We start from the raw sequence: 24,955 nt of genomic DNA, 5'->3' as shown, positions 1-24,955 counted from the left end.
TGCCATTTGCCGAATCCCTGGCCTGATTGCCCATCGACTGCGGAGCGGAAGCGGTGGCCTGTCGTGTTTTGGGACATTTGGAGGAGTGTCCCGGGGCTGCGGCCAATTGTCCATTCCGGCTTTCGCCGGGGCAAGCGGATTGAAGGTTCAGGTCATTTGAATTATCTGGATTTCAGTAATTTCTGAAAATTCAGAATTTACGGGAGAGAGCATTTTGGAATTGTCGCCAATCGTTCAGTCGTTCGTGCTCCACTTCGGAGAAATGGGCAGCCGTTGGGGCATCAACCGCACCGTGGGGCAGATCTATGCACTGCTTTATGTGTCGCCTGAGCCGCTTTGCGCCGACCAGATCGTCGATGCCCTCGGTGTGTCACGTTCGAACGTGTCCATGGGCATTCGCGAGTTGCAGGGTTGGAATCTGGTGTTGCTGAAGCACATTCCCGGTGATCGCCGTGATTTCTTCACGACGCCTGACGATGTGTGGCAGATTCTGCGCACGCTCGCCGAGGAGCGCAAGAAGCGCGAGATCGATCCCACGCTGACTGTTCTGCGTGAGATCCTGATGGAACAGCCGAAAGGCGACAGCGATCTTTATGCGCAGGATCGCATGAAGGACATGTACGGCCTGATCGAAAGGCTGACCAACTGGTACGACGACGTCAAGCGGCTCGATACGGACCGTTTGACCAGTCTTCTGGCGCTTGGCGCCAAGGTGACCCGCTTCCTTGAAACCACGGACAGGATCGTGGCGCTCGGGCGCGGGCGAACATCGGCCAAAAAGGAGCCTAAGCGAGAGTGACATCCGTTGTCCCCCGAACGGAAGCATTGACGGCAGAAGACGGCAAGGCGGCAGGCGACCAACAAGGTTCACGCCGTCCGCAGCGTCGTCCCGTTCCGTCCTTGCTGAAACGGGGGGCATATCTTCAGGCGCTGGCAGCAGTTTTGTGGCTGCCGCAAGCGGGCATTCTGGCCTTTGCCATCGGACGATTGGCCGACACCGGCTTCGATATTTCCATCTATTATAGCGCGGCAGGCATCTTCATTCTTGGCTGCCTGCGCAGCCTTCTTGACGGTGCAGGCGCGGCAAACGCATTTGATGCTGCCCGGCTGGAGCTTTCACGGTTGCGGACCAATGCCGTTTCGGCTCTTGCTCAGCGCTCGCCGCTCGATGTGACGCGTCCGTCATCGGGCGAGGCGGCAAGTATTCTCGCCGAACAGGCGGAGATGGTCGTTCCCTATCTTTCACGCTTCGTGCCCGTGCGCATTCGCGTCATGCTGGTTCCATTGGCGATACTTGCAGTCGTGCTCTGGTATTCCTGGGCCGCCGCGCTCGTCCTTATGGTGGCTGCGCCCCTGATACCGGTCTTCATGGCGCTGATCGGCTGGCGGGCAAAGGCTGCCAGCGAAAAGCAACTGGTCGCACTCGGCGGCATGAACGGCTTCCTGCTCGACCGGCTGCGTGGCCTTGCCACCATCCGCACATTTCATGCCGTGGACGCAACCGCGAACCGGTTGCGCGAGAACGCCGAAACCCTGCGCTCCAAGACAATGTCGGTCCTGCGCATCGCATTTCTGTCGTCCGCTGTGCTCGAACTTTTCGCCGCCATCGGCGTCGCCATGGTCGCGGTCTATATCGGCTTCCATTTGCTGGGGCAGCTCGACTTCGGAGCGTGGGGCCATAAGCTGACCTTGGCGGAAGGCCTTTTCGTCCTGCTTCTGTCTCCGACATTCTTCGAACCACTGCGCGATCTTTCAGCCGTCTGGCACGACCGCGCAGCAGGCGAAGCCTCTATCGACGCGCTGGAAAAGCTTGCCGAACACCCCATGTCGGTTGTCGGAAAGAGCGGAAGCCAGGCAGTAATTGGCGAGACTCCCACAGTTGCCTTGCACAATGTCAGCTTTGGTTACGGAACCGGGGCCACGGTTCTCGACGAATTCAGCCTTCATATCGAGGCTGGCGAGCACGTGGCGCTGCTCGCGCCAAGCGGCTATGGAAAATCCACCATTCTGGCGCTTATTGCCGGGCTGACGGCGCCGCAGTCTGGCCGGGTCGAGATCGGCGGTGTTGAGCTTACGGACGAAACCGCAATTGCGCTTCGCACAAGGATGAGCTGGATCGGCCAGAAGCCGCATATCTTTGCGGGTTCGGCCCGTCAGAACATCACGCTTGGTCGGCAAGCCGATCTGGAAACCACCAGAACCATCATCGACGACATGGCGCTTGGTCATGTTCCGGGCGTCACCGGGAACAGCTTTATCGGCGAAAATGGAGCCGGTATTTCCGGCGGCGAGGCCCTGCGGCTGGCTCTTTCCCGCGCTGCCATCGATCCGGTTGCTGATATTATTCTGGCCGACGAACCCACCGCGCATCTTGATCAGGAAACGGCAACGCTCATCGCTGACAGCCTTCTGAAGCTTGCCACAGGCAAGACGCTGATCGTCGCCACTCACGACGAAACTCTTGCGCGCCGGATGGATCGCATCGTTCGTCTGGATGGCAGCACGGAAAACGATCCGGTCTGGCAGAGAAGGGCGGCGGAATGAACGGTTTTCAGTCATTGCAGCCCATCCTGCGGCTGTTCTTCCAAACCAGGAGGACGGCGTTACTTGCCGGCATCGCGACGGCAACCGTAACCGTTCTCGCTGGCATTGCGCTTCTTGGCCTGTCGGGCTGGTTCATAACGGAAACAGCTATTGCTGGACTGAGCATCGCCACGGCGGTTGTGTTCGATGTGTTCGCGCCCGCTGCCGGTATTCGCCTGCTGGCGATCTTGCGCACCGGCTCCCGCTATCTCGAGCGGCTCGTCACGCATGATGCAACGCTTGCGATCCTCGCCGCCCTTCGCGAAAAACTGTTCCGCAGCTGGGCGCGCCCGAATGCTGCGAACACGCTTTTGAAACGTCCGGCGCGTCTTCTGTTCCGTCTGACCGCAGACATTGATGCGCTGGATTCGCTTTATCTGCGTGTGGTGGTGCCGGTCGGCGCTGCGCTTGCCACCGCCCTTGTGGCTGGTATCGCGCTTGGCCTGATGAACCCGCTTTTCGGGCTGCTGGTAGCGCTTGTCCTGCTTGTCGCGGGTCTTGGCCTTCCGCTTTTTGCGGCCCGCCGATCCGAAAAATCCATGCGGCAGCGCGCCAAAGGCACGGAGGCGCTGCGGGCCCGCACCGTCGATCTTGTTGCCGGGCAGACCGAACTTCTGATGGCGGGACGCCTTGAGGAACAGAAGCTGGCATTGGCTCGCGCGGATGGCTACGTCGCCGCATCGGATCGCAAGCTGAACCGCATTGAAATTGTTACCGGCACCGGTTTCAGTATCGTTCATGCGGCCCTGCTTGCTGGTGGCCTCGTGGCGGTTGGATTGCTGATGCAGGCGCAAACCATCGGCGCGCCTGTGGCCGCGCTTGGAATGCTGGTCATTCTGGGTGCGATGGAGCCTTTTTCGGCCTTGCGGCGCGGCGCGATGGAGCTTGGCCGCACCGTACTTGCTGCAAAGCGTGTCGCGCCTCAACTGACAGATGAGGCCAAAGCCGCACTGCCGCAATGGCCTGTGAAGGGGAGGGCCGTTCAGCTGAAAGACGTGTCCGTTCGTCGTGATGGTGCCGACCGCGATGCCCTGAAAAATATCACGCTCGATATTGCTGCCGGTGAGCGCGTTGCCATCGTTGGCACAAGCGGCGCGGGGAAATCGACGCTATTCAATCTGCTCGCCGGAGAAATTCCGACTGATCGGGGCAGCGTCGCAATGCTACCGGCACGGCTCCTCACGCAGAGGACGGAGCTTTTTCAGGACAGTATACGCGGCAATCTGCGGCTGGCGCGCGCCGATGCAGGCGATCAGGAACTGATGGATGCGCTGACTGCCGCTGGCCTTGGCACTTTTATCGCTGACCTGCCTGCCGGACTGGACGCAATGCTGGGCGAGGGCGGCATGGGTTTGTCAGGCGGGCAGGCGCGACGTCTGGCCCTTGCGCGCCTTTTCCTGACCGATGTTCCGCTCTGGCTGCTGGATGAACCGACCGAAGGTCTCGACAGTGCCACCGCCGAGGATGTTCTTGAACGCCTCAAGGCGCGGGCCGGTTCACACACACTGCTGATCGCCACGCATATACGCCGCGAAGCGCGAATTTGTGAACGGATCATTGTTTTAAATCAAGGCGCTCTAATTGAGTCCGTAAGTAAGGGGACAGTGCGCTTTGACGAAATCCTCGAAACCATGAGGTAAGCGATAACAGCACCGGCACTTGGACCGGTAGTTGGAATTGAAGCGGGAAAGTCTTCAGGAACTGCCCGCTTTCAAAAGGGGCGCGCTGGAAGCGCAGCTCATAACACCAGGAGGGCCGGGTAACCCGGCTTAAAGAGATGGAACTCGATATTGTCTCCCTGTCGCGATTGCAGTTTGCAATCACGGCACTTTATCACTTCCTCTTCGTACCTCTGACCTTGGGTCTTTCCGTGCTGCTTGCCATCATGGAAACCGTTTACGTTATGACGGGGCGACTCATCTGGCGGCAGATGACGAAATTTTGGGGTACGCTGTTTGGCATCAACTTTGTCATGGGCGTCGCAACGGGCATCGTGATGGAATTTCAGTTCGGCATGAACTGGAGCTATTACAGCCATTATGTCGGCGACATCTTTGGCGCGCCGCTGGCCATCGAAGGCCTTATGGCTTTCTTTCTTGAAGCAACCTTCGTCGGTCTTTTCTTTTTCGGCTGGGACCGCCTGTCGAAAGTTGGGCACCTGATGGCGACCTATGCGGTCGCGGCAGGTTCCAATTTCTCGGCGCTATGGATTCTGATCGCTAATGGCTGGATGCAGAATCCGGTTGGATCGGCGTTCAATCCCGAAACCATGCGCATGGAAATCACCGATTTCTTCGCAGTCCTGATGAACCCGGTCGCACAGGCCAAGTTCGTGCACACGGTTTCCGCCGGCTACGTGACCGCTGCCATTTTCGTTCTCGGTGTCTCGGCCTGGTATCTGCTCAAGGGACGTTCCGTGGAACTGGCCAAACGTTCCATGACCATTGCGGCATCCTTCGGTCTGGCTGCCTCGCTTTCGGTTGTCGTTCTCGGCGACGAAAGCGGCTATCTGGCCAACGAACACCAGAAGATGAAGATCGCGGCCATCGAAGCCATGTGGGAAACGGAACCGGCTCCGGCGTCGTTCACGGTGTTCGGCTTCCCCAACCAGGAGGCGCGCGAAACCCATTTCGCGGTGCATATTCCATGGGTCATGGGCCTGATCGGCACCCGCTCTCTCACGACCCCAATCCAGGGCATCAACGATCTGGTCCAGAACGCCGAAAACCATATCAGGAACGGTATCGTCGCCTATGACGCCTTGCAGAAAATCCGCGCGGCGGGCGATACGAGCGCCGTTCCGCAGGACGTAAAGGACGTTTTTGCCGATAACAGCCAATGGATGGGCTATGCGCTCTTGCTGAAGCGCTATGTCGATGATCCGCGTCAGGCAACCGACGAGCAGATCACGCAGGCAGCCAACGACACGGTTCCCGGCGTCCTGCCTCTGTTCTGGGCCTTCCGCATCATGGTGGGTATCGGCTTTCTGCTGATCTTGCTGACGGGCACATTCTTCGTGCTGTCCGCACGCCGCGCACTCGACCGCTACCCATTCCTGCTGCGGATTGCCGTGTTCGCGATACCGCTGCCGTGGATCGCAGCCGAAATGGGCTGGATCGTCGCGGAGTTCGGTCGCCAGCCCTGGGTCATCGAAGGCATATTGCCCACGGCAATCGGTGTTTCAAATCTCGGAGCATCGACCGTATTGCTGACGATACTTGGTTTCGTGGCGATCTATACGGTTCTCTTCATCATCGAGATGGGCCTGATGATCCGCGCCATCAAGGCTGGACCTGAACCCGACAGCAAGCCGGAAGCAGTTCTCGCCCCGGCCAGCATAGCACCTGCGGAGTAAGGATCATGATACTCAGCGATTTGTTGGACTATGAAACCCTGCGCATCATCTGGTGGTTGCTGCTCGGTGTATTGCTGATCGCCTTTGCCGCGATGGACGGTTTTGACCTTGGCGTCGACATTCTCCTGCCCGCCATTGGCAAAACCGATGTCGAGCGGCGCATCATCATCAATACGATTGGCCCGGTCTGGGAAGGCAACCAGGTCTGGTTGATCCTTGGCGGCGGCGCCATTTTCGCCGCCTGGCCACCGCTCTATGCGGTGTCCTTCTCGGGCTTCTATCTGGCGATGTTTGCCATCCTGTTCGCACTCATCCTGCGTCCGGTCGGCTTCAAATATCGCTCCAAGCGTGACAGCGAGGCCTGGAAAAGAGGTTGGGACTGGGCGCTGTTCATCGGCGGTTTCGTGCCTGCCCTCATCTTTGGTGTTGCCGTCGGCAACGTCCTACAGGGTATCCCGTTCCGTCTGGCTGACGACCTGCAGATATTCTACGAAGGCTCGTTCTTCGGTCTGCTCAATCCGTTTGCGCTGCTTTGCGGCGCGCTTTCGGTGACGATGCTCTCCATGCATGGCGCTTCATGGCTGGTGCTGAAGACGACCGGTGATGTCCAGGAGCGCGCGCGGTCCTATGGCAGCATCGCGGCCCTTCTGACGATCGTGCTCTATGTGCTGGCTGGCGTCGTCAGCTGGTTCTGGATTTCGGGCTACCGGATCACAAGCGCCATCATCACGGATGGACCGTCCAATCCGCTGCGCAAGACAGTGGAACTGGATCACGGTGCATGGTTTGCCAATTATGCGAACTATCCCGTCCTGCTGATCGCTCCGGCGCTTGGCATTCTGGGAGCGCTGGCGGTCTTGGTGACCCTGCGCAGCCGCCGGGAAATTGCACCGCTTCTGTTTGGAAAGCTGTCGATCTTCGGCATCATTTCATCGGTGGGCGTATCGATGTTCCCGTTCATCCTTCCGTCGTCAATCGATCCCCGTGCAAGCCTGACGGTGTGGGATTCGTCTTCCAGCCATATGACACTGTTCATCATGCTGGTTGTGACGATCATCTTCCTTCCGCTGATCGTCGCCTACACATCCTGGGTCTACAAGGTTCTGTGGGGCAAGGTGGACAAGAACATGATCGAAGATGACAGCAATCACGCCTACTAGAAACCGCTCTAATCGGAAAGGAAACAAAATGTGGTATTTTTCCTGGTTATTGGGGCTCCCGCTTGCAGCCGCTTTCGCCGTACTCAATGCCATGTGGTACGAGTTGATGGACGACCGGGCGCGTAAGCGTCTCGCCGCAGATCCGACTGCGGAACTGGCGCGCGAAGGCAAGAAACATCATTGAAGCGAATGAAAACGGCCCGGAAACGGGCCGTTTTCCTTGCTACTTCCGGCTCAAGGCTGCGGTATCGTCAGCTCCGCCACAAAATCATAGGCATCGCCACGATAGAGCGATTTTGTAAATTCAACGACGCGGCCAGACGGCAGATAGGAAATGCGCTCGATGGACAAGCCCGCATCTCCTTCCTTGACGCCGAGAATGCGCGCGTCCGGATCTTTGATGTTGCAGGCAGCGATGCGCTGGACAGCACGAACAGGCCGAAAGCCGGTGCGGCTCAGTTCAGCATAAAGCGATCCCTTGACCACGTCCGGGTCGGGCAGGATTTCGCTTGAAAGGCTGGCTCGTTCGATCGCCAGCGGCAGATCGCTCGCCATGCGCAGGCGGCCAAGGCGGGCAACGCGGGTTTCAGAGGAAACGCCGAGTTTCATCATTTCTTCCGGCGAGGGATAATAAAGGCCGCGTTCCAGCCATTTGGATTGCGTGGTAATGCCGCGACGCGCCATGTCTTCCGTAAAGGAGGTCAGCATCGAAAGCGATTGCTGCACTCGCTCGCTCGGACGCACGACGAATGTACCAGAACCATGGCGGCGCACGAGAAGCCCGGCCTTCACCAGATCGTCCACGGCCTTGCGCACCGTGACGCGGCTTATATTGGCATATTCGGCAATGTCGCGTTCCGGCGGCAGAGCTTCGCCGTCGACCAGTTGTCCGGCGCGGATCGCAGCTTCCAGCGATTGGCGCAGCTGCATGTAGAGAGGCCCCCCGGAAGACGGGGCGGAACCTTGCAGGTTCTTGGGCAGGAAGGCGCTGAAATTTCCGCTCATTCACGCGCCTTTCCATTTTGCGGCCCATATCGCTTCAGTGCGAGCTGTAAGGCGCCGGTCAAAGCATCCGCTGCAGGCTTGACGAGAAGTTTCTGCTGATGGGGCGGCAGCCATTCCACATAGAGCGGCGCCATGCCGCCAAGCAGGCTGATGCGTTCGGCACCCTGTTTGATCAGCATGTCGAGCGTTTCGCTGATATAACCGGCGGAACGCTCCAGCAGCATGCGTGCCGTGTCGTCGCCTTCGCTGGCATACTGGAAAACACGAGGAGCATATTTGCCGAAGTCGCCGGGTTTTGCCGTCCAGGCAAATTCGACCAGATTGTCGGGATTATTGTCGAACTCATCGAGAAGGTCGGTGGTCAGGCGCGTGCGCGGATGGATGCCATCATGCACAAGCAGGCTTTCCTGTAGCAGGCTTTGACCAAGCCGCGCACCGCTGCCGAGATCGCTCAAGGGGAAACCCCAGCCGCCGACCGAATGAATATGGCCGTTTCGGCGCGTGATATAGGCCGTGCCGGTGCCGAGAATGGCAACGATACCGTCCTGATCGCCAAGCGCGCCCTGCAGGGCGATCACCCCGTCAAATTCTACATTGGAGTGCGCGAAGGGAAGGCTCCGCTCTATCGGAAGGCCTGCGCCGACGACATTGCCGCCAGCGAGGCCGAGAACGGCGTGACTGGTCGCATAATGCACCTTGTCCAGTCCGGCATCCTCAAAAGCGTTGTCGATCGCCCCGATCACATTGATCAAGGCCGTCTGTGGGTCGGTGACGATATTGGCAGAGCCGCTGCGTCCCGAACCCAGAATCGCACCATCGCTACCGGCTACAACAGCGCGGCATCCGGTGCCGCCGCCATCAACGCCAATGAAGAATTCAGTCATGAAGATACCTCCAGCTTGAAGATACCAAAAAAATACCATTAACCAAGCAGATTTGTCGGCTTGTGAAAAAAATGATTAATATGTTGAAATAATTCGGGAAAAATGACCGTTTTAAATTTTTATGCGCGAAAGTTGTAAACTTCTCTGGACAATTGGTACGTTTTTGGCATTAATTTCAGCAGAAGGGGAGCGCGATGCCGCTGAGGGCGAGGATCACGCGGATTTGGGATGGAGACAACCGGCGGGGGCCGGTGCTTTTCCCGTAACGCGAGGAATGATCGTACCGAAGCGGTCTGGCGTGCTTTCGCCTCTTTTGCGCATCCGCGCTCAAAAAAACGGGAGAAGGTCAAATGGTTCGTAATACGTTCAAACTCATGCTGCTGGGCTCCACGCTTCTGGCGTCGGGATCGGCTGCGCTGGCCGAGGACGTTACGCTGACGGTTGAAAGCTGGCGTAACGATGACCTGCAAATCTGGCAGGAAAAAATCATTCCGGCTTTTGAAGCCAAGAATCCCGGCATCAAGATCAACTTCGCACCGAGCGCGCCGACTGAATATAACGCGGCCCTCAATGCCAAGCTTGATGCAGGTTCCGGTGGAGACCTCATTTCCTGCCGTCCGTTCGACACCTCGCTTGAGCTGTTCAACAAGGGCAAGCTCGCCGACCTGACTGATCTGGAAGGCATGAAGAACTTCTCCGACGTCGCCAAGTCCGCCTGGACCACCGATGACGGTTCCAAGACCTTCTGCGTACCGATGGCCTCGGTCATTCACGGTTTCATCTACAATCAGGAAGCCTTCGACAAGCTCGGCCTCAAGGCCCCGGCCACGGAAGCCGAATTCTTCGAAGTTCTGGAAAAGATCAAGGCAGACGGCAACTATATCCCGATGGCCATGGGCACGAAGGATATGTGGGAAGCCGCAACCATGGGCTACCAGAATATCGGCCCGACCTACTGGAAGGGCGAGGAAGGCCGCAAGGCGCTGATCGCCGGCGAACAGAAGCTGACCGACGAGCCATGGGTCGAACCGTTCAAGGTTCTTGCCAAGTGGAAGGATTATCTGGGCGACGGTTTCGAGGCGCAGACCTACCCGGACAGCCAGAACCTGTTCACCCTCGGTCGCGCAGCCATCTATCCGGCTGGATCGTGGGAAATCGGCCTGTTCAACACGCAGGCACAGTTCAAGATGGGAGCCTTCCCGCCGCCGGTCAAGAATGCAGGCGACACCTGCTACATCTCCGACCACAACGACATCGGCCTCGGTCTCAACGCTTCGAGCAAGCACGCAGAACAGGCAAAGGTGTTCCTGAACTGGGTCTCTTCGCCTGAATTTGCGGAAATCTACGCCAATGCGCTGCCGGGCTTCTTCAGCCTGAACTCGACGGCTGTGAAGATGAGCGATCCGCTGGCGCAGGAATTCGTTTCCTGGCGCGAAAAGTGCAAGCCGACCATTCGCTCGACCTACCAGATCCTGTCGCGTGGCACGCCGAACCTTGAGAATGAAACCTGGGTTCAGTCGGCCAATGTCATCAACGGCACCGTGACGCCGGAAGACGCTGCGAAGAAGCTGCAGGAAGGCCTCGACAGCTGGTACAAGCCTGCGAAGTAAAAACGCGGGGCTTTATGGGCGGCGATCGCGGGGGCGCGCCGCCCATATCTTTTCGCCTGGCGCATGGACATGCCGTTTTGCAATCGGTGCAATCCGTGTCAGGTTAAAACATGACGCGAGCATGCAGGGACGGGAGCAAAGTTCCCCGGTTTGCATGCATTCTCGCAATCGAAAGCGCTAACCATCAGTTTATGCATTTCCAGATGTTCGCTTTACGCACTTGCTGGAGATGTTGTTGAAGAGCGAAGTCTATATGAGCCAATCTGCCGACGTGACAGGTATCGTGCACAAGCGCCCGAGGCGTTGGCATATACTTGTATTCCTTCTGCCTTGCGTCCTGATCTACACGGCCGTCATGGTGCTGCCGCTGATCGAGACCTTGCGGCAGGCATTCTTCAATGTCGTCGACGGACAGCGCACTTTCGTGGGGTTTGCGAATTTCCAGGCACTTTTCGGCGATCCGAACTGGTCGCGCGATTTCTGGAATGCGTTGAAAAACAACTTTATATTCTTCTGCATTCACATGCTGGTTCAAAATCCGATCGGCATTCTGCTGGCCGCCATGCTGTCGCTGCCGAAGCTGCGTTTCGCCGCCTTCTACCGCACGGCAATCTTTCTTCCGACGCTGCTGTCCTTCGTGATCGTCGGCTTTATCTGGAAACTGATCCTGTCGCCGATCTGGGGCGTGGCCCCATGGATGATGGATTTGGTGGGCCTGAAATGGCTGTTCGGCCCTTGGCTCGGCAAGGCTGATACGGCGCTTGTCACCGTGTCGCTCGTCTCAGTCTGGCAGTTCGTCGGCATTCCGATGATGCTGATCTACGCGGCCCTTCTCAACATTCCCGATGAAATCATCGAGGCGGCGGAATGTGACGGCATCACCGGCTGGAGCCAGTTCTTCAAGATCAAGCTGCCGCTGATCCTGCCGTCCATCGGCCTGATCTCCGTGATGACCTTCGTTGCCAACTTCAACGCGTTCGACCTCGTCTATTCGATGCAGGGCGCGCTGGCAGGGCCGGACAAGTCGACAGATATTCTGGGCACGTTCCTTTATCGCACTTTCTTCGGCTTCCAATTGCAGCTTGGCAATCCGTCGATGGGCGCGACCATCGCCGCCGTGATGTTCCTCATCATTCTGGCAGGCGTGTCGCTCTACCTGTTCGGCATCCAGCGCCGCATGCGCCGCTATCAGTTCTGAGGACGAGACCATGTCGAAAGCACGCACATCGCCCCTTCGCACCACTCTCGTTCATGCGGCTCTGATCTTCTATATGCTGATCGCCGTGTTTCCGGTGGCGCTGACGCTGATCAACTCCTTCAAGGACCGCAATGCGATCTTCCGCACGCCCTTGCAGTTTCCGACCCCGGAAAGCTTCAGTCTCATCGGTTATGAAACGGTTCTGAAGCAGGGCTCGTTTCTGACCTATTTTCAGAACAGCACCATCGTTACCGTGGCCAGCATTTTCTTCGTGATCCTGTTTGGAGCGATGGCAGCCTTCGCGCTCGCCGAATACCGCTTCAAGGGTAACACGCTGATGGGGCTCTATCTGGCCATCGGCATCATGATCCCCATCAGGCTCGGCACGGTTGCGTTGCTGCAAGGCATGGTGGCGGCGGGGCTGGTCAATACGCTGACGGCGCTCATCCTCGTCTATACCGCGCAAGGGCTGCCGCTGGCGATCTTCATCCTGTCGGAATTCATGCGAACCGTATCCGACGATTTGAAGAATGCCGGGCGAATAGACGGCATGTCGGAATATGCGATCTTCTTCAAGCTGGTGCTGCCATTGATCCGGCCTGCCATGGCAACGGTCGCCGTGTTCACCATGATCCCGATCTGGAACGATCTCTGGTTCCCGCTGATCCTGGCGCCAAGCGAAGCCACCAAGACGGTGACGCTCGGTTCGCAGCTTTTCATCGGTCAGTTCGTCACCAACTGGAACGCCGTCCTGTCGGCCCTTTCACTGGCGATGTTCCCGATCCTCATCCTCTATGTTCTCTTCTCGCGGCAGCTGATCCGCGGCATTACCGCGGGGGCTGTAAAATGAGTTCTGCAATGCAAAATCCTGTCCGTGTACTTTCCGCCGGCCTCGGCAATATGGGGCGCAGCCATGCGCTCGCCTATCACCGCAATCCCGGTTTCGAGATCGTCGGCCTCGTCAATCGCACCAAGGTTGCGGTGCCGGACGAACTGGCGGGCTATGAAATCCATCCTTCCTTCCACGAAGCATTGAAGGAACTGAAGCCCGATCTCGCCTGTGTCGCCACCTATTCGGAAAGCCATGCGGATTATGCCATCGCCGCGATGGAGCAGGGCGCGCACGTGTTCGTGGAAAAGCCACTGGCAACCACGGTTGAAGATGCGCGCCGCGTGATCGACTGCGCGCGCGCCAACGGACGCAAGCTCGTCATCGGCTATATCCTGCGCCATCATCCATCATGGATGCGGCTTATCTCCGAGGCGCGCCAGCTCGGCGGACCTTATGTCTTCCGCATGAACCTCAACCAGCAGTCCAGCGGGGCCACCTGGGAAACGCACAAGAACCTGATGAACACCACGTCGCCGATCGTCGATTGCGGCGTGCATTATGTGGACGTCATGTGCCAGATCACCGACGCAAAGCCTGTGGAAGTGCGCGGCATGGGCCTGCGCCTCTCCGACGAGATCAAGCCGGACATGTATAATTATGGCCATCTGCAAGTGCTGTTCGATGACGGCACGGTCGGCTGGTATGAGGCGGGCTGGGGTCCGATGATGTCCGAAACCGCCTTCTTCGTGAAGGATGTGATTTCGCCGAATGGCTGCGTTTCCATCGTGATGAACGAGGCCGTGACCAAATCCGACGATGTGGACGCTCATACCAAGACCTCGACCATCCGCGTTCACCGTGCCGAGCGTGGGGCCGATGGCAAGTTCCTGAAACCCGATACGGATCTCTCCATGGCGGATGAACCCGGCCATCAGGAACTGTGCGAACGCGAGCAGGCCTATATGCTCAAGGCCATCCGCGAGGATATCGATCTCAACCGCCATATGGATGACGCGCTGCAATCGCTGCGCATCTGCCTTGCGGCGGATGAAAGTGTGCGCACCGGCAAGCCGGTAAAGCTATAAGGGAATTTGATACGTGGGATCGCTGCTACTCAAATCGGTACACAAGCGCTATGGCGCGCAGGAAGTCCTGAAGGATATCAATCTGGAAGTGCGGGACGGGGAGTTCATCATCTTCGTCGGCCCTTCCGGCTGCGGCAAGTCAACGCTGCTGCGTTCCATCGCCGGTCTGGAGGACGTTTCCTCCGGTCAGGTGCTCATCAATGGCGATGATGTAACCGTCACGCCGCCTTCCAAGCGCGGCATCGCCATGGTGTTCCAGTCCTATGCGCTTTACCCGCATCTGACGGTGAAGGACAATATGGGGCTTGGCCTCAAGCAGGCAGGCACGCCCAAGGCAGAGATCGAAACGCGCGTTTCGAAAGCTTCCGCCATGCTGTCGCTCGATCCATATCTGGGGCGGCGCCCGGCTGAAATGTCGGGCGGCCAGCGCCAGCGCGTCGCCATCGGCCGTGCACTGGTGCGAGAACCGGAACTGTTCCTGTTCGACGAACCGCTGTCGAACCTCGATGCTGCACTTCGTGTTCAGACGCGGCTCGAAATCGCCAAGCTGCATCGCGAGCTCAAGGCGACAATGATCTATGTCACGCACGATCAGGTCGAGGCCATGACGCTGGCTGACCGCATCGTGGTCCTCAATGCCGGTCGTATCGAGCAGGTCGGCTCGCCGATGGAGCTCTACAACAAGCCGGACAATCTGTTTGTCGCGGGCTTTATCGGTTCGCCTCAGATGAATTTCGTCGATGGTGCCCGCATCGGCGATGCCGGAGCGAAAACGGTCGGTATCCGGCCCGAGCATATTTCCGTCAGCCGCGACAGCGGCAGATGGAAAGGCAAGGTCATCCATGCCGAACATCTCGGCGCCGATACGATCCTTTACGTCGAAACCGAAGCAGCAGGCCTGATAACGGTGCGGCTGTTCGGCGAACACCACTACAATGAGGACGACGTGATCTTCATCACGCCCGATGACGGCAAGGTGCACCGGTTCGATGCGAACGGCAACGCGATCCGCTGAACCGGACATTTCATATTGTCTGACAAAGCCGTACCCTCGCAGGTGCGGCTTTTCTTTTTCAGAGAATCGGCACCGTCCGGGATGTGGAGTTTTTGCCATCCGGCGACGGACAAAACGCCTCATGTCCTCTCTGCGCAAAAAGAGAATACGCCGTAATAGGTAGAAACAGTACCGTTGAGTACTGACGTTTTCGTCAATCGAGAGCAATAATATTGCGGCACATGATAACGAAACTTTCCACTTAAAATCCCATCTAAACCACGGAAATAAGCTTGTTTCGTCCAGCGTATGCCGGGCCGTTGTGAAGCATGGGCGAACCGGTTTCACAAAAGAGTGCCGAAGCAACCGAAAAATAATCTTGCTTTATTTTTGAACCCGTTCCACCCTGAATGCGGATGGTGCCGAAGGAGGAAATCGGCGCCATGTCGCATGGGAGGAGCAAGATCGGCGGAGTGGCAATCACGCGCCGAAAGTGTTTCCGGAGGCTCCGGAACCAGTTTGAAATCCCCCGTTCGACATACCGTAAATTTGCGAGGCCAGTGGCGAGGCCAGTTTCGAGGGTTCCCCGCATGAGCGATGATGTCGTACTATCCCTGCATGTTCCCGAGCCGGAATGGCGTCCGGGTGACGTGCCGGATTTCTCCCATGTCAAAATCCCGCGTGCGGGCAGCGTGCGCAGGCCGGAGATCGATGAAAAGCCGGAAGCGATGCGCGATCTGGCTTTCAGCATCATCCGTGTTCTCAATCGAGAGGGCGAGGCGGTCGGTCCATGGGCGGGAACGCTCACCGATGACGAGCTGAAAGACGGGCTTCGCCACATGATGATCCTGCGCGCTTATGATGCGCGCATGATGATGGCGCAGCGCCAGGGCAAGACCTCGTTCTACATGCAGCATCTGGGCGAGGAGGCGGTGAGTTGCGCTTTCCGTAAAGCGCTCCGCAAGGGCGACATGAATTTCCCGACCTATCGTCAGGCCGGTCTGCTTATTGCTGACGACTATCCGCTCGTCACGATGATGAACCAGATTTTCTCCAACGAACAGGACCCGTTGAAAGGCCGCCAGCTCCCGGTGATGTATTCGTCGCAGGAGCATGGCTTCTTCACCATTTCCGGCAATCTGGCAACGCAATATACGCAGGCCGTCGGCTGGGCTATGGCGTCGGCCATCAGCCACGATACGAAGATCGCCGCCGCATGGATCGGCGACGGCTCCACAGCCGAAAGCGATTTCCATGCGGCCCTGGTTTTTGCCTCGACCTACAAGGCCCCGGTGGTGATGAACATCGTCAACAACCAGTGGGCCATTTCCACCTTTCAGGGCATTGCGCGCGGCGGTTCCGGCACGTTTGCTGCACGCGGCCATGGCTTCGGCATTCCCGCGCTCCGCGTTGACGGCAATGATTATCTGGCCGTTCATGCGGTTGCCAAATGGGCAGTGGAACGCGCGCGCCGCAATCTCGGGCCGACCATCATCGAATATGTGACCTATCGCGCTGGCGGGCATTCTACTTCGGACGATCCGTCCGCCTATCGCCCCAAGGCCGAAAGCGATGCATGGCCGCTTGGCGATCCGATCCTGCGGCTCAAGAACCATCTTATCAAGCGCGGCGTCTGGTCGGATGAGCGTCACAAGCAGGCAGAGGCCGAAGTGATGGACCTGGTGGTGGCTGCACAGCGCGAGGCGGAAGCCATTGGCACGCTGCATGACGGCCGCAAGCCATCCATGCGCGACATGTTCGAGGATGTCTATGCTGAAACGCCGCCGCATCTTATCCGCCAGCGCCAGGAAGCGGGGTTTTAATCCATGACGAGAATGACAATGATCGAGGCGATCCAGAACGCCCACGATATCGCCATGGAGCGCGACAAAAACGTCGTCGTGTTCGGCGAGGATGTGGGCTATTTCGGCGGCGTTTTCCGCTGCACGGCTGGCCTTCAGAAGAAATACGGCAAGGAGCGCTGCTTCGACGCGCCGATCAGCGAGCTTGGCATTGTCGGCACTGCCATCGGCATGGCCGCTTATGGCCTTCGCCCCTGCATCGAAGTGCAGTTCGCGGACTACGTCTATCCGGCCTATGACCAGATCGTCTCGGAAGCGGCACGTCTGCGCTATCGCTCCGCGGGAGAGTTCACCTGTCCTATCGTCATCCGCATGCCTTCCGGCGGCGGCATCTATGGCGGGCAGACGCATAGCCAAAGCCCGGAGGCCCTGTTCACCCACGTATCGGGGCTGAAAACCGTCATGCCGTCCACGCCCGCCGACGCAAAGGGGCTTTTGCTTGCGGCGATCGAAGACCCGGACCCGGTCATCATGTTCGAGCCGAAGCGCCTTTATAACGGACCGTTCGACGGGCATCATGACCGCCCGGTAACATCGTGGAAAAAGCATGATCTCGGCGATGTGCCGGAAGGCTATTACACCGTGCCGCTCGGCAAGGCTGCTATTCGCCGCGAAGGCAGCGATGTGACGGTGCTCGCCTATGGCACGATGGTTCATGTGGCGCTTGCAGCCGCCGAGGAAACCGGCGTCGACGCTGAAGTGATTGATCTCCGCACGTTGCTTCCGCTCGATACCGAGACCATCATGGCGTCGGTGAAAAAGACCGGGCGCTGCGTGATCGTGCATGAAGCGACGCTGACCTGCGGCTATGGCGCGGAACTTGCCGCTCTCGTGCAGCGCGATTGTTTCTATCATCTGGAGGCGCCAATCATCCGCGTCACCGGATGGGACACGCCTTATCCGCATGCGCAGGAGTGGGCCTATTTCCCCGGCCCGGACCGGGTGGGCCGCGCGCTTACATCGATCATGGAAGCTTGAGGGGGCGAAGCAAATGGCACATTTTACGATCAAGCTCCCTGATGTTGGTGAAGGCGTTGCCGAGGCCGAACTTGTCGAATGGCATGTAAAGGTTGGCGATATCGTGCGCGAGGACGATCTTCTCGCAGCCGTCATGACCGACAAGGCGACGGTGGAAATTCCGTCGTCGCGCGGCGGCAAGGTCATCGCCATCAATGGCGAAGTGGGCGAGAAGATCGCGGTCGGGTCCGAACTGGTACGGCTGGAGATCGAGGGTAGCTCCTCAGAGGAAAAGGCTGAGGAAAAACCGGCTCCGGCGGCAGCGGAAGCGGCAAAGCCGCAACCCGTGCCGACGCCTGAAACACCTGTTCTATTGCAGACGCCTGTTCCTCCGAAAGCAGACGCACCGAAGCGCGAGGCCGCAAGCCGCGCTTTCTCCGGCGCGGGTCCGATACGCAGCGAAGGCGAAAAGCCGCTTGCGACGCCTTCTGTCCGGCTGCGCGCCCGCGATGCGGGTGTCGATCTGCGCCGCGTTCGCGGCACGGGACCGGCGGGGCGCATCACGCATGATGATCTCGACCTCTATTTCCAGCAGGAAACCGGCGCGGCTCCAGCTCTGTCCGGCTACGCGGCTGACACTTCGGTGAATGAGATCAAGGTCATCGGACTCCGCCGCAAGATTGCCGAACGCATGGCGGAAGCCAAGCGCCATATTCCGCATATCACCATCGTCGAAGAAGTCGATGTCACGCAATTGGAGGAACTGCGCAGCCACCTCAACAATGAGAAGAAGGAAGGCCGTCCGCGCTTGACGCTTCTGCCCTTCATCATCCGCGCAATCGTGAAAGCCGTGAAAGAACAGCCCGGCCTCAATGCGCATTTCGATGACGAAGCCGATATGATCCGCCAGTTCGGCGGCGTGCATGTCGGCATCGCCACGCAGACACCCAACGGCCTGATCGTGCCGGTCGTGCGCCACGCGGAAAGCATGAGCGTGTTTGCCGCGGCCTCCGAATTGTCGCGGGTTACCGATGCGGCGCGCAACGGCACGGCCAAACGGGAGGAGCTGACCGGTTCCACCATCACCATCACGTCGCTTGGGCCCCTCGGCGCAATCGCCACGACGCCGATCATCAATCGCCCGGAAGTCGCGATTGTAGGCATCAACAAGATGGCCGTGCGCCCCATGTGGGACGGAGCGCAGTTCGTGCCGCGCAAGATGATGAACCTGTCGTGCAGTTTCGATCATCGCGTGATCGACGGCTGGGATGCGGCGGTTTTCGTGCAGAAGCTGAAAAGCCTTCTGGAAGCGCCTGCGATGATTTTTGTAGAAGGCTGATCGAATGAGCGAGATTTCCTGCAAACTCCTGATCATCGGCGGCGGCCCCGGCGGCTACGTCTGCGGCATCCGGGCAGGCCAGCTTGGCATTGACACGGTGCTGGTGGAAAAGACGCGGCTTGGCGGCACCTGCCTCAATGTCGGCTGCATTCCGTCCAAGGCGCTTATCCATGCAGCCGACGAGTTCCATCGGCTTTCAGTCTTTGCATCCAAGGGCGCGCTCGGCATTACGGCTGAAAACCCGGCAATCGATTTCGCCAAAACGCTCGAATGGAAGGACGGCATCGTCAACCGTCTCAACAGCGGCGTGGCTGGTCTCCTGAAACGGTCGCGTGTGCGCATGTTCCATGGGCAGGCACGTTTTCTCGACGGGAAGACCGTTCTCGTTGAAACCGATACGGGCCGCCAGACCATCCATGCCGAAAACATCGTGATCGCGACCGGCTCGGTTCCGGTGGAAATTCAGGCGCTGCCCTTCGGCGGGAAGGTCATTTCATCCACCGAAGCGCTGTCGCTGGAAAAGATACCGGAAAAGCTCGCCATCGTTGGCGGCGGCTATATCGGGCTTGAGATCGGCACGGCCCTTGCCAAGCTTGGCGCGAAGGTGACCGTGGTTGAGGCGACCGACCGTATCCTGCCGCAATATGATGCGGAACTGACGCGTCCGGTCATGGCACGCCTGAAGGCGCTCGGAGTCGAAGTCCTGACCGGCACTTCGGCCAAGGGACTTTCAAAGGGTGAGACCGGGCTTGAAGTCCTGACCGTCGACGGAACTACGAAAACCATCGAGGCTGACAAGATCCTCGTTACCGTAGGCCGCAAGCCGCAGACCGATGGCTGGGGCTTGAGCGAAATCCGGCTGGATATGGACGGGCGTTTCATCCGGATTGACGAGCGTTGCCGCACTTCGATGCGGGGCGTCTACGCCATCGGCGACGTGACCGGGGAGCCGATGCTTGCGCATCGTGCGATGGCACAGGGTGAAATGGTGGCGGAAATCATCGCCGGTGGAAATCAGGTATGGGACAAGCGCTGCATTCCTGCCGTCTGCTTCACCGATCCGGAGATCGTCACCGTTGGCCTGTCACCTGACGAAGCCCGCAAGGCCGGTCATGAAATTCAGGTCGGCATCTTCCCGTTTCAGGCTAATGGCCGAGCCATGACCATCGAGCGCGAAGACGGCATGATCCGCGTCGTTGCGCGTGCCGATAACCACCTTATCCTCGGCATTCAGGCGGTCGGCGTCGGCATATCGGAGCTTTCATCCTCCTTCGCGCAAGCCGTGGAGATGGGCGCAAGACTGGAAGATATCGCCGCTACGATCCACGCGCATCCGACATTGAGCGAAGGCTTTGCCGAAGCCAGCATGAAGGCGCTCGGCCACGCCCTCCATATCTGACTTTATGATTTGCGCTCGTGCCGCCAGAAGAAAATGGCGGCACCGGCAACCATGGCAGCAAGCGCGAACCATGTGACGGCATAGGAAAGATGGCTGTTGCGGAATTTCACGACCGTCATCCCTCCGATGGGCAGCGTCCCAGTGCCGGATTTTGCATCGGCATCGATGAAATAGGGCGCAACCTGACCCAGATTTAGCTTCTGTGCAAAGGCAGTGACATCGCGTGAGTTCCAGTCATTGCGCACCGGATCATTGGGGCGCAGGAAAAACCCGCCCGGCTCCGGCATGCGCAACAGTCCGGTTACGGTCGTTTCTCCGGCAATCTGCGTTTCCCCGCGCGATGACGGATCGCGCTTGTCGCCTGGGACGAAGCCGCGATTGATGAAGGTCAGCGCACCATCGGATGAGCGCATCGGCGTCAGGACCCAGTAGCCCGCGCCGCGTTCGGTCAGTGCATGGACCAGAACTTCCTTATCGTTCAGATAGGTGCCGGTCAGCGTGACGTGACGGTATTCGTCATCCTTCTGGTTGACATTGGCCCAGTCATCCCGCCCGGGCGCGGCGACCGGCTCGGCATGAACCCGCGCATCGACCCTCTCGATAAGATCGAGCTTCCATCGCAGGCGTTCCACCTGCCAGATGCCGAGCCCCATGAAGATGAGGAAGAACACCGCCCCCAACACCGAAATCAGGCCGATGAAGAAACGCGAGGAAGTCTTCTGGACCGCTTGTTCATTTTTGGGGGAGGGCATCATCCTGTCCTTCGATCACGGCAGCCAATAGGGCCTGATAGAGAAAGTGGCCTTCTATAGCAAAAATGCAATGGCGATAAAGGGCGGAACCACAAAAGAACGTGATCGCTGAACTTGTCATCTGCGAGCCGGATTTCCCATAGTGGCGGAAAGAGAATCGAACCATTTCTGAGAAGTAGCTGAAGATGACGGATTGCATCGTTATGGGTGCCGGTATGGTGGGCGTCGGAGCGGCGCTCGCCTTGCAGGAAAGAGGCTGGTCCGTACTTCTCGTCGACCGGAAAGTTCCGGGAACGGAAACGAGCTATGGCAATGCTGGAATTATCCAGACCGAAGCCGTCAGCCCCTATGCCTTGCCGCGCGCGACGTTGGAACTGCTGAAGGCGGCATTCGGCGCCAAAAATCAGGTCGCATGGCGGCTTCGCGACATGCCCGGCCAAATCGGCCCGTTGTGGCGCTACTGGCATAATTCAGAAACCGGACGTCACCGCGCGGCATCGCAGTTCTATGCGCGCATGATCCGGCGCGCCACCGACGATCATGCGCCCCTGATCGAAGCGTCAGGCGCGGAGACCCTTATCAGGCGGACAGGTTTGCGTGAGTTGCATCGTTCTGCCCGATCGTTCGACCTTTCCGTACGTGACGCGGAATTGAAAAAGCGGGAATTCGGCGTTGCCAGCGTCATTGAGGACAGCAAGGCTGTCAGTGCCGCCGAACCGGGCTTGAAGACCGGACTGGCTGGAGCCATTCACTGGACCGACCCATGGTCTTGTTCCGATCCCGGCGCGCTTGTCCAAGCCTATGCCGACCTGTTCGTCAAGCGCGGCGGTATTTTCGTACATGGCGATGCGCACAGCTTGCGGCAGGATGGCTCCGGCTGGCAGCTCGATACGGCGGATGGCCCCCATGCCGCACGTCAGGTCGTGCTCGCGCTCGGTCCGTGGAGCCCGGAAATCCTCCGCAGTTTCGGCTATAAAATTCCTCTGGTTATCAAGCGCGGATACCATCAGCATTTTTCCGGTACGGGACCGAAGGTGCCTGTTCTTGATGTGAGTAATTCGACCGTCGCAACACCGATGCGTGCGGGTTTGCGCATCCTGACCGGGGCTGAGTTGACGCCACTGGGCAGCGTGGCGCGGCGTGAGCAATTGAACAGATCTATCAAGGCGATAGCCGAGCTTTTCGACATAGGCGCACCTGTGGAACAGACGCCATGGTTCGGCAGCCGTCCATGCATGCCGCGTATGCTGCCTGTCGTGGCGGAAGCGCCGCGGCACAAGGGCTTATGGCTGAATTTCGGGCATGGGCATCAGGGATTCACGCTTGGACCGACCACGGGACGCATTCTGGCGGAACGTATGACCGGTGAAGCAAAGGACGCCGAACTCTACAGCGCGCTTGATCTTCCTCGCTGAGTATCCAGGCGTTTAAAATTACAGCGCCTGCCGCATTCGAGGCGAATGCGCGGCGCTAGAAAATATCTCAGTATATCGTTTCGCTATCAGGCAAGTTTATGAATCTTGCGTCTGCGGTGCGAATAGCCGCCTTTCGACAGGCGCAATACGTTGCAAACCTGTGTCTTGTCTTCCGAAGGTTTAGGCATCTGTTCGTGAATGCGCCGCAGAATCTGCTGCGTAACTGTACGTTCCTTATCGCTCGCTGCTGGACCGATAATAATGCTTTTCATCGATCATTCTCCCTATATTCTGGGCGCGAGACAGTTTTCGAGCTGCCTCGACCGATTATCAAGAATGTACGAATGAACTAAGTATTAACCAATTTTTACATCTTGACAAGCGCATCTGCGCAACAGTTCGCAACCCATTGCAAAGCATGAAGAAAAGCCGAATCGCGTGCGCGATCCGGCTTCATTTCCCAACAATTCTCAATGGTCAGTCGCGGTTGCCCGTCAGGATCTCGCGTTTTCCCACATGGTTGGCCGGACCAACCAGTCCGTCCTTTTCCATCCGCTCGACGAGGGAGGCGGCGCGGTTATAGCCGATACCGAGTCGGCGCTGGATATAGGAGGTGGAGCACTTCTTGTCGCGCATCACCACCTTGACGGCCTGCTCATAGACGTCGTCGCCATCTTCCGAGCCCATCGAGGTTGCGTCGAACACAGCCGCTTCTGGCGTTGCGTCTTCTTCTTCCTCGTCTTCCGTGACGGTTGCCAGGTAGTCCGGGCGTCCCTGTTCCTTCAGGTGGTTGACCACCTTTTCCACTTCCTCGTCGGAAACAAACGGACCATGGACACGGACGATGCGTCCGCCGCCTGCCATATGCAGCATGTCGCCCTGACCGAGAAGCTGCTCGGCACCCATTTCACCGAGGATCGTACGGCTGTCGATCTTCGACGTGACCTGGAAGGAGATACGAGTCGGGAAGTTTGCCTTGATCGTACCGGTAATAACGTCGACCGACGGACGCTGCGTTGCCATGATGAGGTGGATACCGGCGGCGCGAGCCATCTGGGCGAGACGCTGGACGGCGCCTTCGATGTCCTTGCCCGCAACCATCATCAGGTCGGCCATCTCGTCGATGATGACCACGATGTAGGGCATTGGCGTCAGGTCGAGCTCTTCCTGAATATAGGTAGCTTCACCCGTTTCCTTGTCGAAGCCGGACTGCACCGTGCACATCACGGTTTCACCCTTGCCCTTGGCGGACGCGGCGCGGGCATTGAAGCCCTCGATGTTGCGCACGCCGAGGCGAGCCATTTTGCGATAGCGCTCTTCCATTTCGCGCACAGCCCATTTCAGGGCAACGACGGCCTTCTTCGGGTCGGTAACAACCGGGGTGAGCAGATGCGGAATACCGTCATAGATGGACAGTTCCAGCATCTTCGGATCGACCATGATCAGGCGGCATTCTTCCGGCTTGAAGCGGTAGAGCAGCGACAGGATCATGGTGTTGATGGCAACCGACTTGCCCGAACCGGTGGTGCCGGCCACCAGAAGGTGGGGCATCTTTGCCAGTTCTGCGATGATCGGTTCGCCGCCGATCCCCTTGCCGAGGCAAAGCGGCAGACGATAGTTCGACGCCTCAAATGTGCGGCTGTCGATCATTTCGCGCAAGTAGACGGTTTCGCGGTTGGCGTTCGGCAGTTCGATGCCGATGACATTGCGACCCGGAACGACGGCAACGCGAGCGGAAAGCGCCGACATGGAGCGAGCGATATCGTCGGCAAGGCCGATGACGCGCGAGGATTTGACGCCGGGCGCCGGTTCAAACTCATAGAGCGTGACGACAGGGCCGGGACGGACATGGATGATCTCGCCGCGCACGCCGAAATCCTCCAGCACGCTTTCGAGAAGTCCGGCGCTGCGCTCCAGCATTTCCTGCGTGATGACATTTCCGTCCTGTTCGGGCGGCATCTGCAACAGGTCACGCGGGGGGAACTCATATGCGCCGTGCATGACAGGCGCTTCCGCACGGGGGAGGGGCTGCGGCTGGTAAAGCGCAATCGAAGGCGCGGCTTTGGCAACAGGCGCGGGCGCTTCGATGACTGGCTCGGGAATTTCCACTTCCTCGACCACATGCTCTTCCGCCTCGGCAACGGTCAGCACGATTTCATCTTCGGTGGCTTCGCCGGCAATTTCGGGCGCAATTTCCGGTTCGGTCGCAACAGGTAGTGGCGCAGGCGCTTCAACCTCTACCGCAGCCACGGGCTGCGGTGCGGCCACTTCAACCGGAGCAGGGGCAACCGGCGTTTCCGCGACGGGCTGAACGGGCGCGGCAGCAACCGGCTCAGGCTGCTTGTTCCATTCGCGAATGCGGAACTGCGCCAGAATGGATTCAACCGTTGGCAGGGGCTTGCGCGGTTCTGCCTGTACAGCCGAGACGAGAGGCTCCGCAGGGACAAGCGCGGTATCGACGCCGCAGCCTTCCCAGAAAGCGAAGTCGGAAAGATAGGTGAACGCTGACGGCTGCTCTGGATTTG

20 protein-coding genes and 1 pseudogene are annotated in these 24,955 nt (G+C 58.7%); 16 read left to right on the top strand and 5 right to left on the bottom strand.

The genetic code is table 11. From position 1 onward, the window contains the following. The first annotated feature begins 214 nt into the window (after positions 1–214). From AC0TNJ_RS19220 to cydX, 6 genes are all read left to right on the top strand, one after another. Positions 215–799, top strand: a complete 585-nt coding sequence (locus tag AC0TNJ_RS19220) for a GbsR/MarR family transcriptional regulator (RefSeq protein WP_473769367.1) — start codon at positions 215–217, stop codon at positions 797–799. Further along, complete coding sequence (cydD, locus tag AC0TNJ_RS19215) at positions 796–2,544, top strand: thiol reductant ABC exporter subunit CydD (protein WP_473772072.1); 1,749 nt, start codon at positions 796–798, stop codon at positions 2,542–2,544. Before AC0TNJ_RS19220 ends, cydD begins: the two co-directional genes overlap by 4 nt. After that, positions 2,541–4,223, top strand: a complete 1,683-nt coding sequence (gene cydC / locus AC0TNJ_RS19210; protein WP_473772071.1) for a thiol reductant ABC exporter subunit CydC — start codon at positions 2,541–2,543, stop codon at positions 4,221–4,223. Before cydD ends, cydC begins: the two co-directional genes overlap by 4 nt. 137 nt (positions 4,224–4,360) lie before the next feature. Beyond that, entirely contained in the window at positions 4,361–5,938 is a 1,578-nt protein-coding gene (locus AC0TNJ_RS19205) for a cytochrome ubiquinol oxidase subunit I (protein WP_122002361.1), read from the top strand. Between the two features lie 5 nt (positions 5,939–5,943). Further along, on the top strand, positions 5,944–7,098 hold the full coding sequence (gene cydB / locus AC0TNJ_RS19200) for a cytochrome d ubiquinol oxidase subunit II (protein WP_473772070.1): 1,155 nt from the start codon (positions 5,944–5,946) through the stop codon (positions 7,096–7,098). A 28-nt stretch (positions 7,099–7,126) separates the two neighbouring features. Beyond that, entirely contained in the window at positions 7,127–7,282 is a 156-nt protein-coding gene (gene cydX / locus AC0TNJ_RS19195) for a cytochrome bd-I oxidase subunit CydX (RefSeq protein ID WP_122002363.1), read from the top strand. Between the two features lie 50 nt (positions 7,283–7,332). Here cydX and AC0TNJ_RS19190 read toward each other — a convergent pair whose 3' ends face one another. After that, positions 7,333–8,103 (bottom strand): GntR family transcriptional regulator, encoded by a 771-nt coding sequence (locus AC0TNJ_RS19190; RefSeq protein ID WP_121981535.1) that lies wholly within the window; start codon positions 8,101–8,103, stop codon positions 7,333–7,335. Continuing rightward, a complete protein-coding gene (locus AC0TNJ_RS19185) occupies positions 8,100–8,987 on the bottom strand; it encodes a glucosamine kinase nucleotide-binding domain-containing protein (RefSeq protein WP_473772069.1) in 888 nt (295 codons plus the stop codon). The genes AC0TNJ_RS19190 and AC0TNJ_RS19185 overlap by 4 nt, the downstream gene beginning before the upstream one ends. Positions 8,988–9,337: 350 nt before the next feature. On the opposite strand from AC0TNJ_RS19185, the gene AC0TNJ_RS19180 reads away from it, so the two are divergent. From AC0TNJ_RS19180 to lpdA, 9 genes are all read left to right on the top strand, one after another. Next, a complete protein-coding gene (locus AC0TNJ_RS19180) occupies positions 9,338–10,597 on the top strand; it encodes an ABC transporter substrate-binding protein (RefSeq protein WP_122002365.1) in 1,260 nt (419 codons plus the stop codon). Between the two features lie 253 nt (positions 10,598–10,850). Further along, positions 10,851–11,795, top strand: a complete 945-nt coding sequence (locus AC0TNJ_RS19175) for a carbohydrate ABC transporter permease (protein ID WP_122002366.1) — start codon at positions 10,851–10,853, stop codon at positions 11,793–11,795. 10 nt (positions 11,796–11,805) lie between these two features. After that, positions 11,806–12,645, top strand: coding sequence for a carbohydrate ABC transporter permease (locus tag AC0TNJ_RS19170; RefSeq protein WP_121981531.1), 840 nt, complete (start codon positions 11,806–11,808; stop codon positions 12,643–12,645). Beyond that, positions 12,642–13,712 carry a Gfo/Idh/MocA family protein gene (locus tag AC0TNJ_RS19165; RefSeq protein ID WP_473772068.1) on the top strand — a complete coding sequence of 357 codons (1,071 nt, stop codon included), beginning with the start codon at positions 12,642–12,644 and terminating at the stop codon, positions 13,710–13,712. The genes AC0TNJ_RS19170 and AC0TNJ_RS19165 overlap by 4 nt, the downstream gene beginning before the upstream one ends. 13 nt (positions 13,713–13,725) lie before the next feature. Continuing rightward, positions 13,726–14,727 carry an ABC transporter ATP-binding protein gene (locus AC0TNJ_RS19160; RefSeq protein WP_473769359.1) on the top strand — a complete coding sequence of 334 codons (1,002 nt, stop codon included), beginning with the start codon at positions 13,726–13,728 and terminating at the stop codon, positions 14,725–14,727. Between the two features lie 569 nt (positions 14,728–15,296). Next, entirely contained in the window at positions 15,297–16,529 is a 1,233-nt protein-coding gene (locus tag AC0TNJ_RS19155; protein ID WP_473769358.1) for a thiamine pyrophosphate-dependent enzyme, read from the top strand. A 3-nt stretch (positions 16,530–16,532) separates the two neighbouring features. Then, the gene (locus AC0TNJ_RS19150; protein ID WP_122002370.1) at positions 16,533–17,546 is read left to right on the top strand and encodes an alpha-ketoacid dehydrogenase subunit beta; all 1,014 of its coding nucleotides are present in this window, start codon (positions 16,533–16,535) and stop codon (positions 17,544–17,546) included. A 13-nt stretch (positions 17,547–17,559) separates the two neighbouring features. Then, entirely contained in the window at positions 17,560–18,864 is a 1,305-nt protein-coding gene (locus tag AC0TNJ_RS19145) for a dihydrolipoamide acetyltransferase family protein (protein WP_473772067.1), read from the top strand. 4 nt (positions 18,865–18,868) lie between these two features. Then, a complete protein-coding gene (gene lpdA / locus AC0TNJ_RS19140; protein ID WP_473772066.1) occupies positions 18,869–20,263 on the top strand; it encodes a dihydrolipoyl dehydrogenase in 1,395 nt (464 codons plus the stop codon). 2 nt (positions 20,264–20,265) lie between these two features. On the opposite strand, the gene AC0TNJ_RS19135 is transcribed toward lpdA, so the two are convergent. Continuing rightward, positions 20,266–21,018, bottom strand: coding sequence for an SURF1 family protein (locus AC0TNJ_RS19135; protein ID WP_473772065.1), 753 nt, complete (start codon positions 21,016–21,018; stop codon positions 20,266–20,268). A gap of 182 nt (positions 21,019–21,200) precedes the next feature. Between AC0TNJ_RS19135 and AC0TNJ_RS19130 the strand changes: the two genes are divergently transcribed. Next, positions 21,201–22,430, top strand: a complete 1,230-nt coding sequence (locus AC0TNJ_RS19130; protein WP_473772064.1) for an NAD(P)/FAD-dependent oxidoreductase — start codon at positions 21,201–21,203, stop codon at positions 22,428–22,430. A gap of 86 nt (positions 22,431–22,516) precedes the next feature. Here AC0TNJ_RS19130 and AC0TNJ_RS19125 read toward each other — a convergent pair whose 3' ends face one another. Continuing rightward, positions 22,517–22,702: a hypothetical protein gene (locus AC0TNJ_RS19125; protein WP_006468822.1), complete on the bottom strand. Its 186-nt coding sequence runs from the start codon at positions 22,700–22,702 to the stop codon at positions 22,517–22,519. A 205-nt stretch (positions 22,703–22,907) separates the two neighbouring features. Next, positions 22,908–24,935, bottom strand: a pseudogene (locus AC0TNJ_RS19120) (DNA translocase FtsK); the annotation flags it as partial. Between the last annotated feature and the right edge of the window lie 20 nt (positions 24,936–24,955).

The organism is Ochrobactrum sp. PL_is483 (assembly GCF_055816855.1).
This window is presented reverse-complemented; position numbering and strand designations above follow the sequence as displayed.

Excerpts from the sequence above, each read along its gene's own strand:
- AC0TNJ_RS19150 (WP_122002370.1), top strand. The coding sequence starts at position 16,533 with ATGACGAGAATGACAATGATCGAGGCGATCCAGAACGCCCACGATATC.
- AC0TNJ_RS19135 (WP_473772065.1), bottom strand. The coding sequence starts at position 21,018 with ATGATGCCCTCCCCCAAAAATGAACAAGCGGTCCAGAAGACTTCCTCG.
- AC0TNJ_RS19130 (WP_473772064.1), top strand. The coding sequence starts at position 21,201 with ATGACGGATTGCATCGTTATGGGTGCCGGTATGGTGGGCGTCGGAGCG.
- AC0TNJ_RS19145 (WP_473772067.1), top strand. The coding sequence starts at position 17,560 with ATGGCACATTTTACGATCAAGCTCCCTGATGTTGGTGAAGGCGTTGCC.
- AC0TNJ_RS19155 (WP_473769358.1), top strand. The coding sequence starts at position 15,297 with ATGAGCGATGATGTCGTACTATCCCTGCATGTTCCCGAGCCGGAATGG.
- cydB (WP_473772070.1), top strand. The coding sequence starts at position 5,944 with ATGATACTCAGCGATTTGTTGGACTATGAAACCCTGCGCATCATCTGG.
- lpdA (WP_473772066.1), top strand. The coding sequence starts at position 18,869 with ATGAGCGAGATTTCCTGCAAACTCCTGATCATCGGCGGCGGCCCCGGC.
- cydX (WP_122002363.1), top strand. The coding sequence starts at position 7,127 with ATGTGGTATTTTTCCTGGTTATTGGGGCTCCCGCTTGCAGCCGCTTTC.
- AC0TNJ_RS19165 (WP_473772068.1), top strand. The coding sequence starts at position 12,642 with ATGAGTTCTGCAATGCAAAATCCTGTCCGTGTACTTTCCGCCGGCCTC.
- AC0TNJ_RS19185 (WP_473772069.1), bottom strand. The coding sequence starts at position 8,987 with ATGACTGAATTCTTCATTGGCGTTGATGGCGGCGGCACCGGATGCCGC.
- AC0TNJ_RS19170 (WP_121981531.1), top strand. The coding sequence starts at position 11,806 with ATGTCGAAAGCACGCACATCGCCCCTTCGCACCACTCTCGTTCATGCG.
- cydC (WP_473772071.1), top strand. The coding sequence starts at position 2,541 with ATGAACGGTTTTCAGTCATTGCAGCCCATCCTGCGGCTGTTCTTCCAA.
- AC0TNJ_RS19175 (WP_122002366.1), top strand. The coding sequence starts at position 10,851 with ATGAGCCAATCTGCCGACGTGACAGGTATCGTGCACAAGCGCCCGAGG.
- AC0TNJ_RS19190 (WP_121981535.1), bottom strand. The coding sequence starts at position 8,103 with ATGAGCGGAAATTTCAGCGCCTTCCTGCCCAAGAACCTGCAAGGTTCC.
- AC0TNJ_RS19180 (WP_122002365.1), top strand. The coding sequence starts at position 9,338 with ATGGTTCGTAATACGTTCAAACTCATGCTGCTGGGCTCCACGCTTCTG.
- AC0TNJ_RS19125 (WP_006468822.1), bottom strand. The coding sequence starts at position 22,702 with ATGAAAAGCATTATTATCGGTCCAGCAGCGAGCGATAAGGAACGTACA.
- AC0TNJ_RS19205 (WP_122002361.1), top strand. The coding sequence starts at position 4,361 with ATGGAACTCGATATTGTCTCCCTGTCGCGATTGCAGTTTGCAATCACG.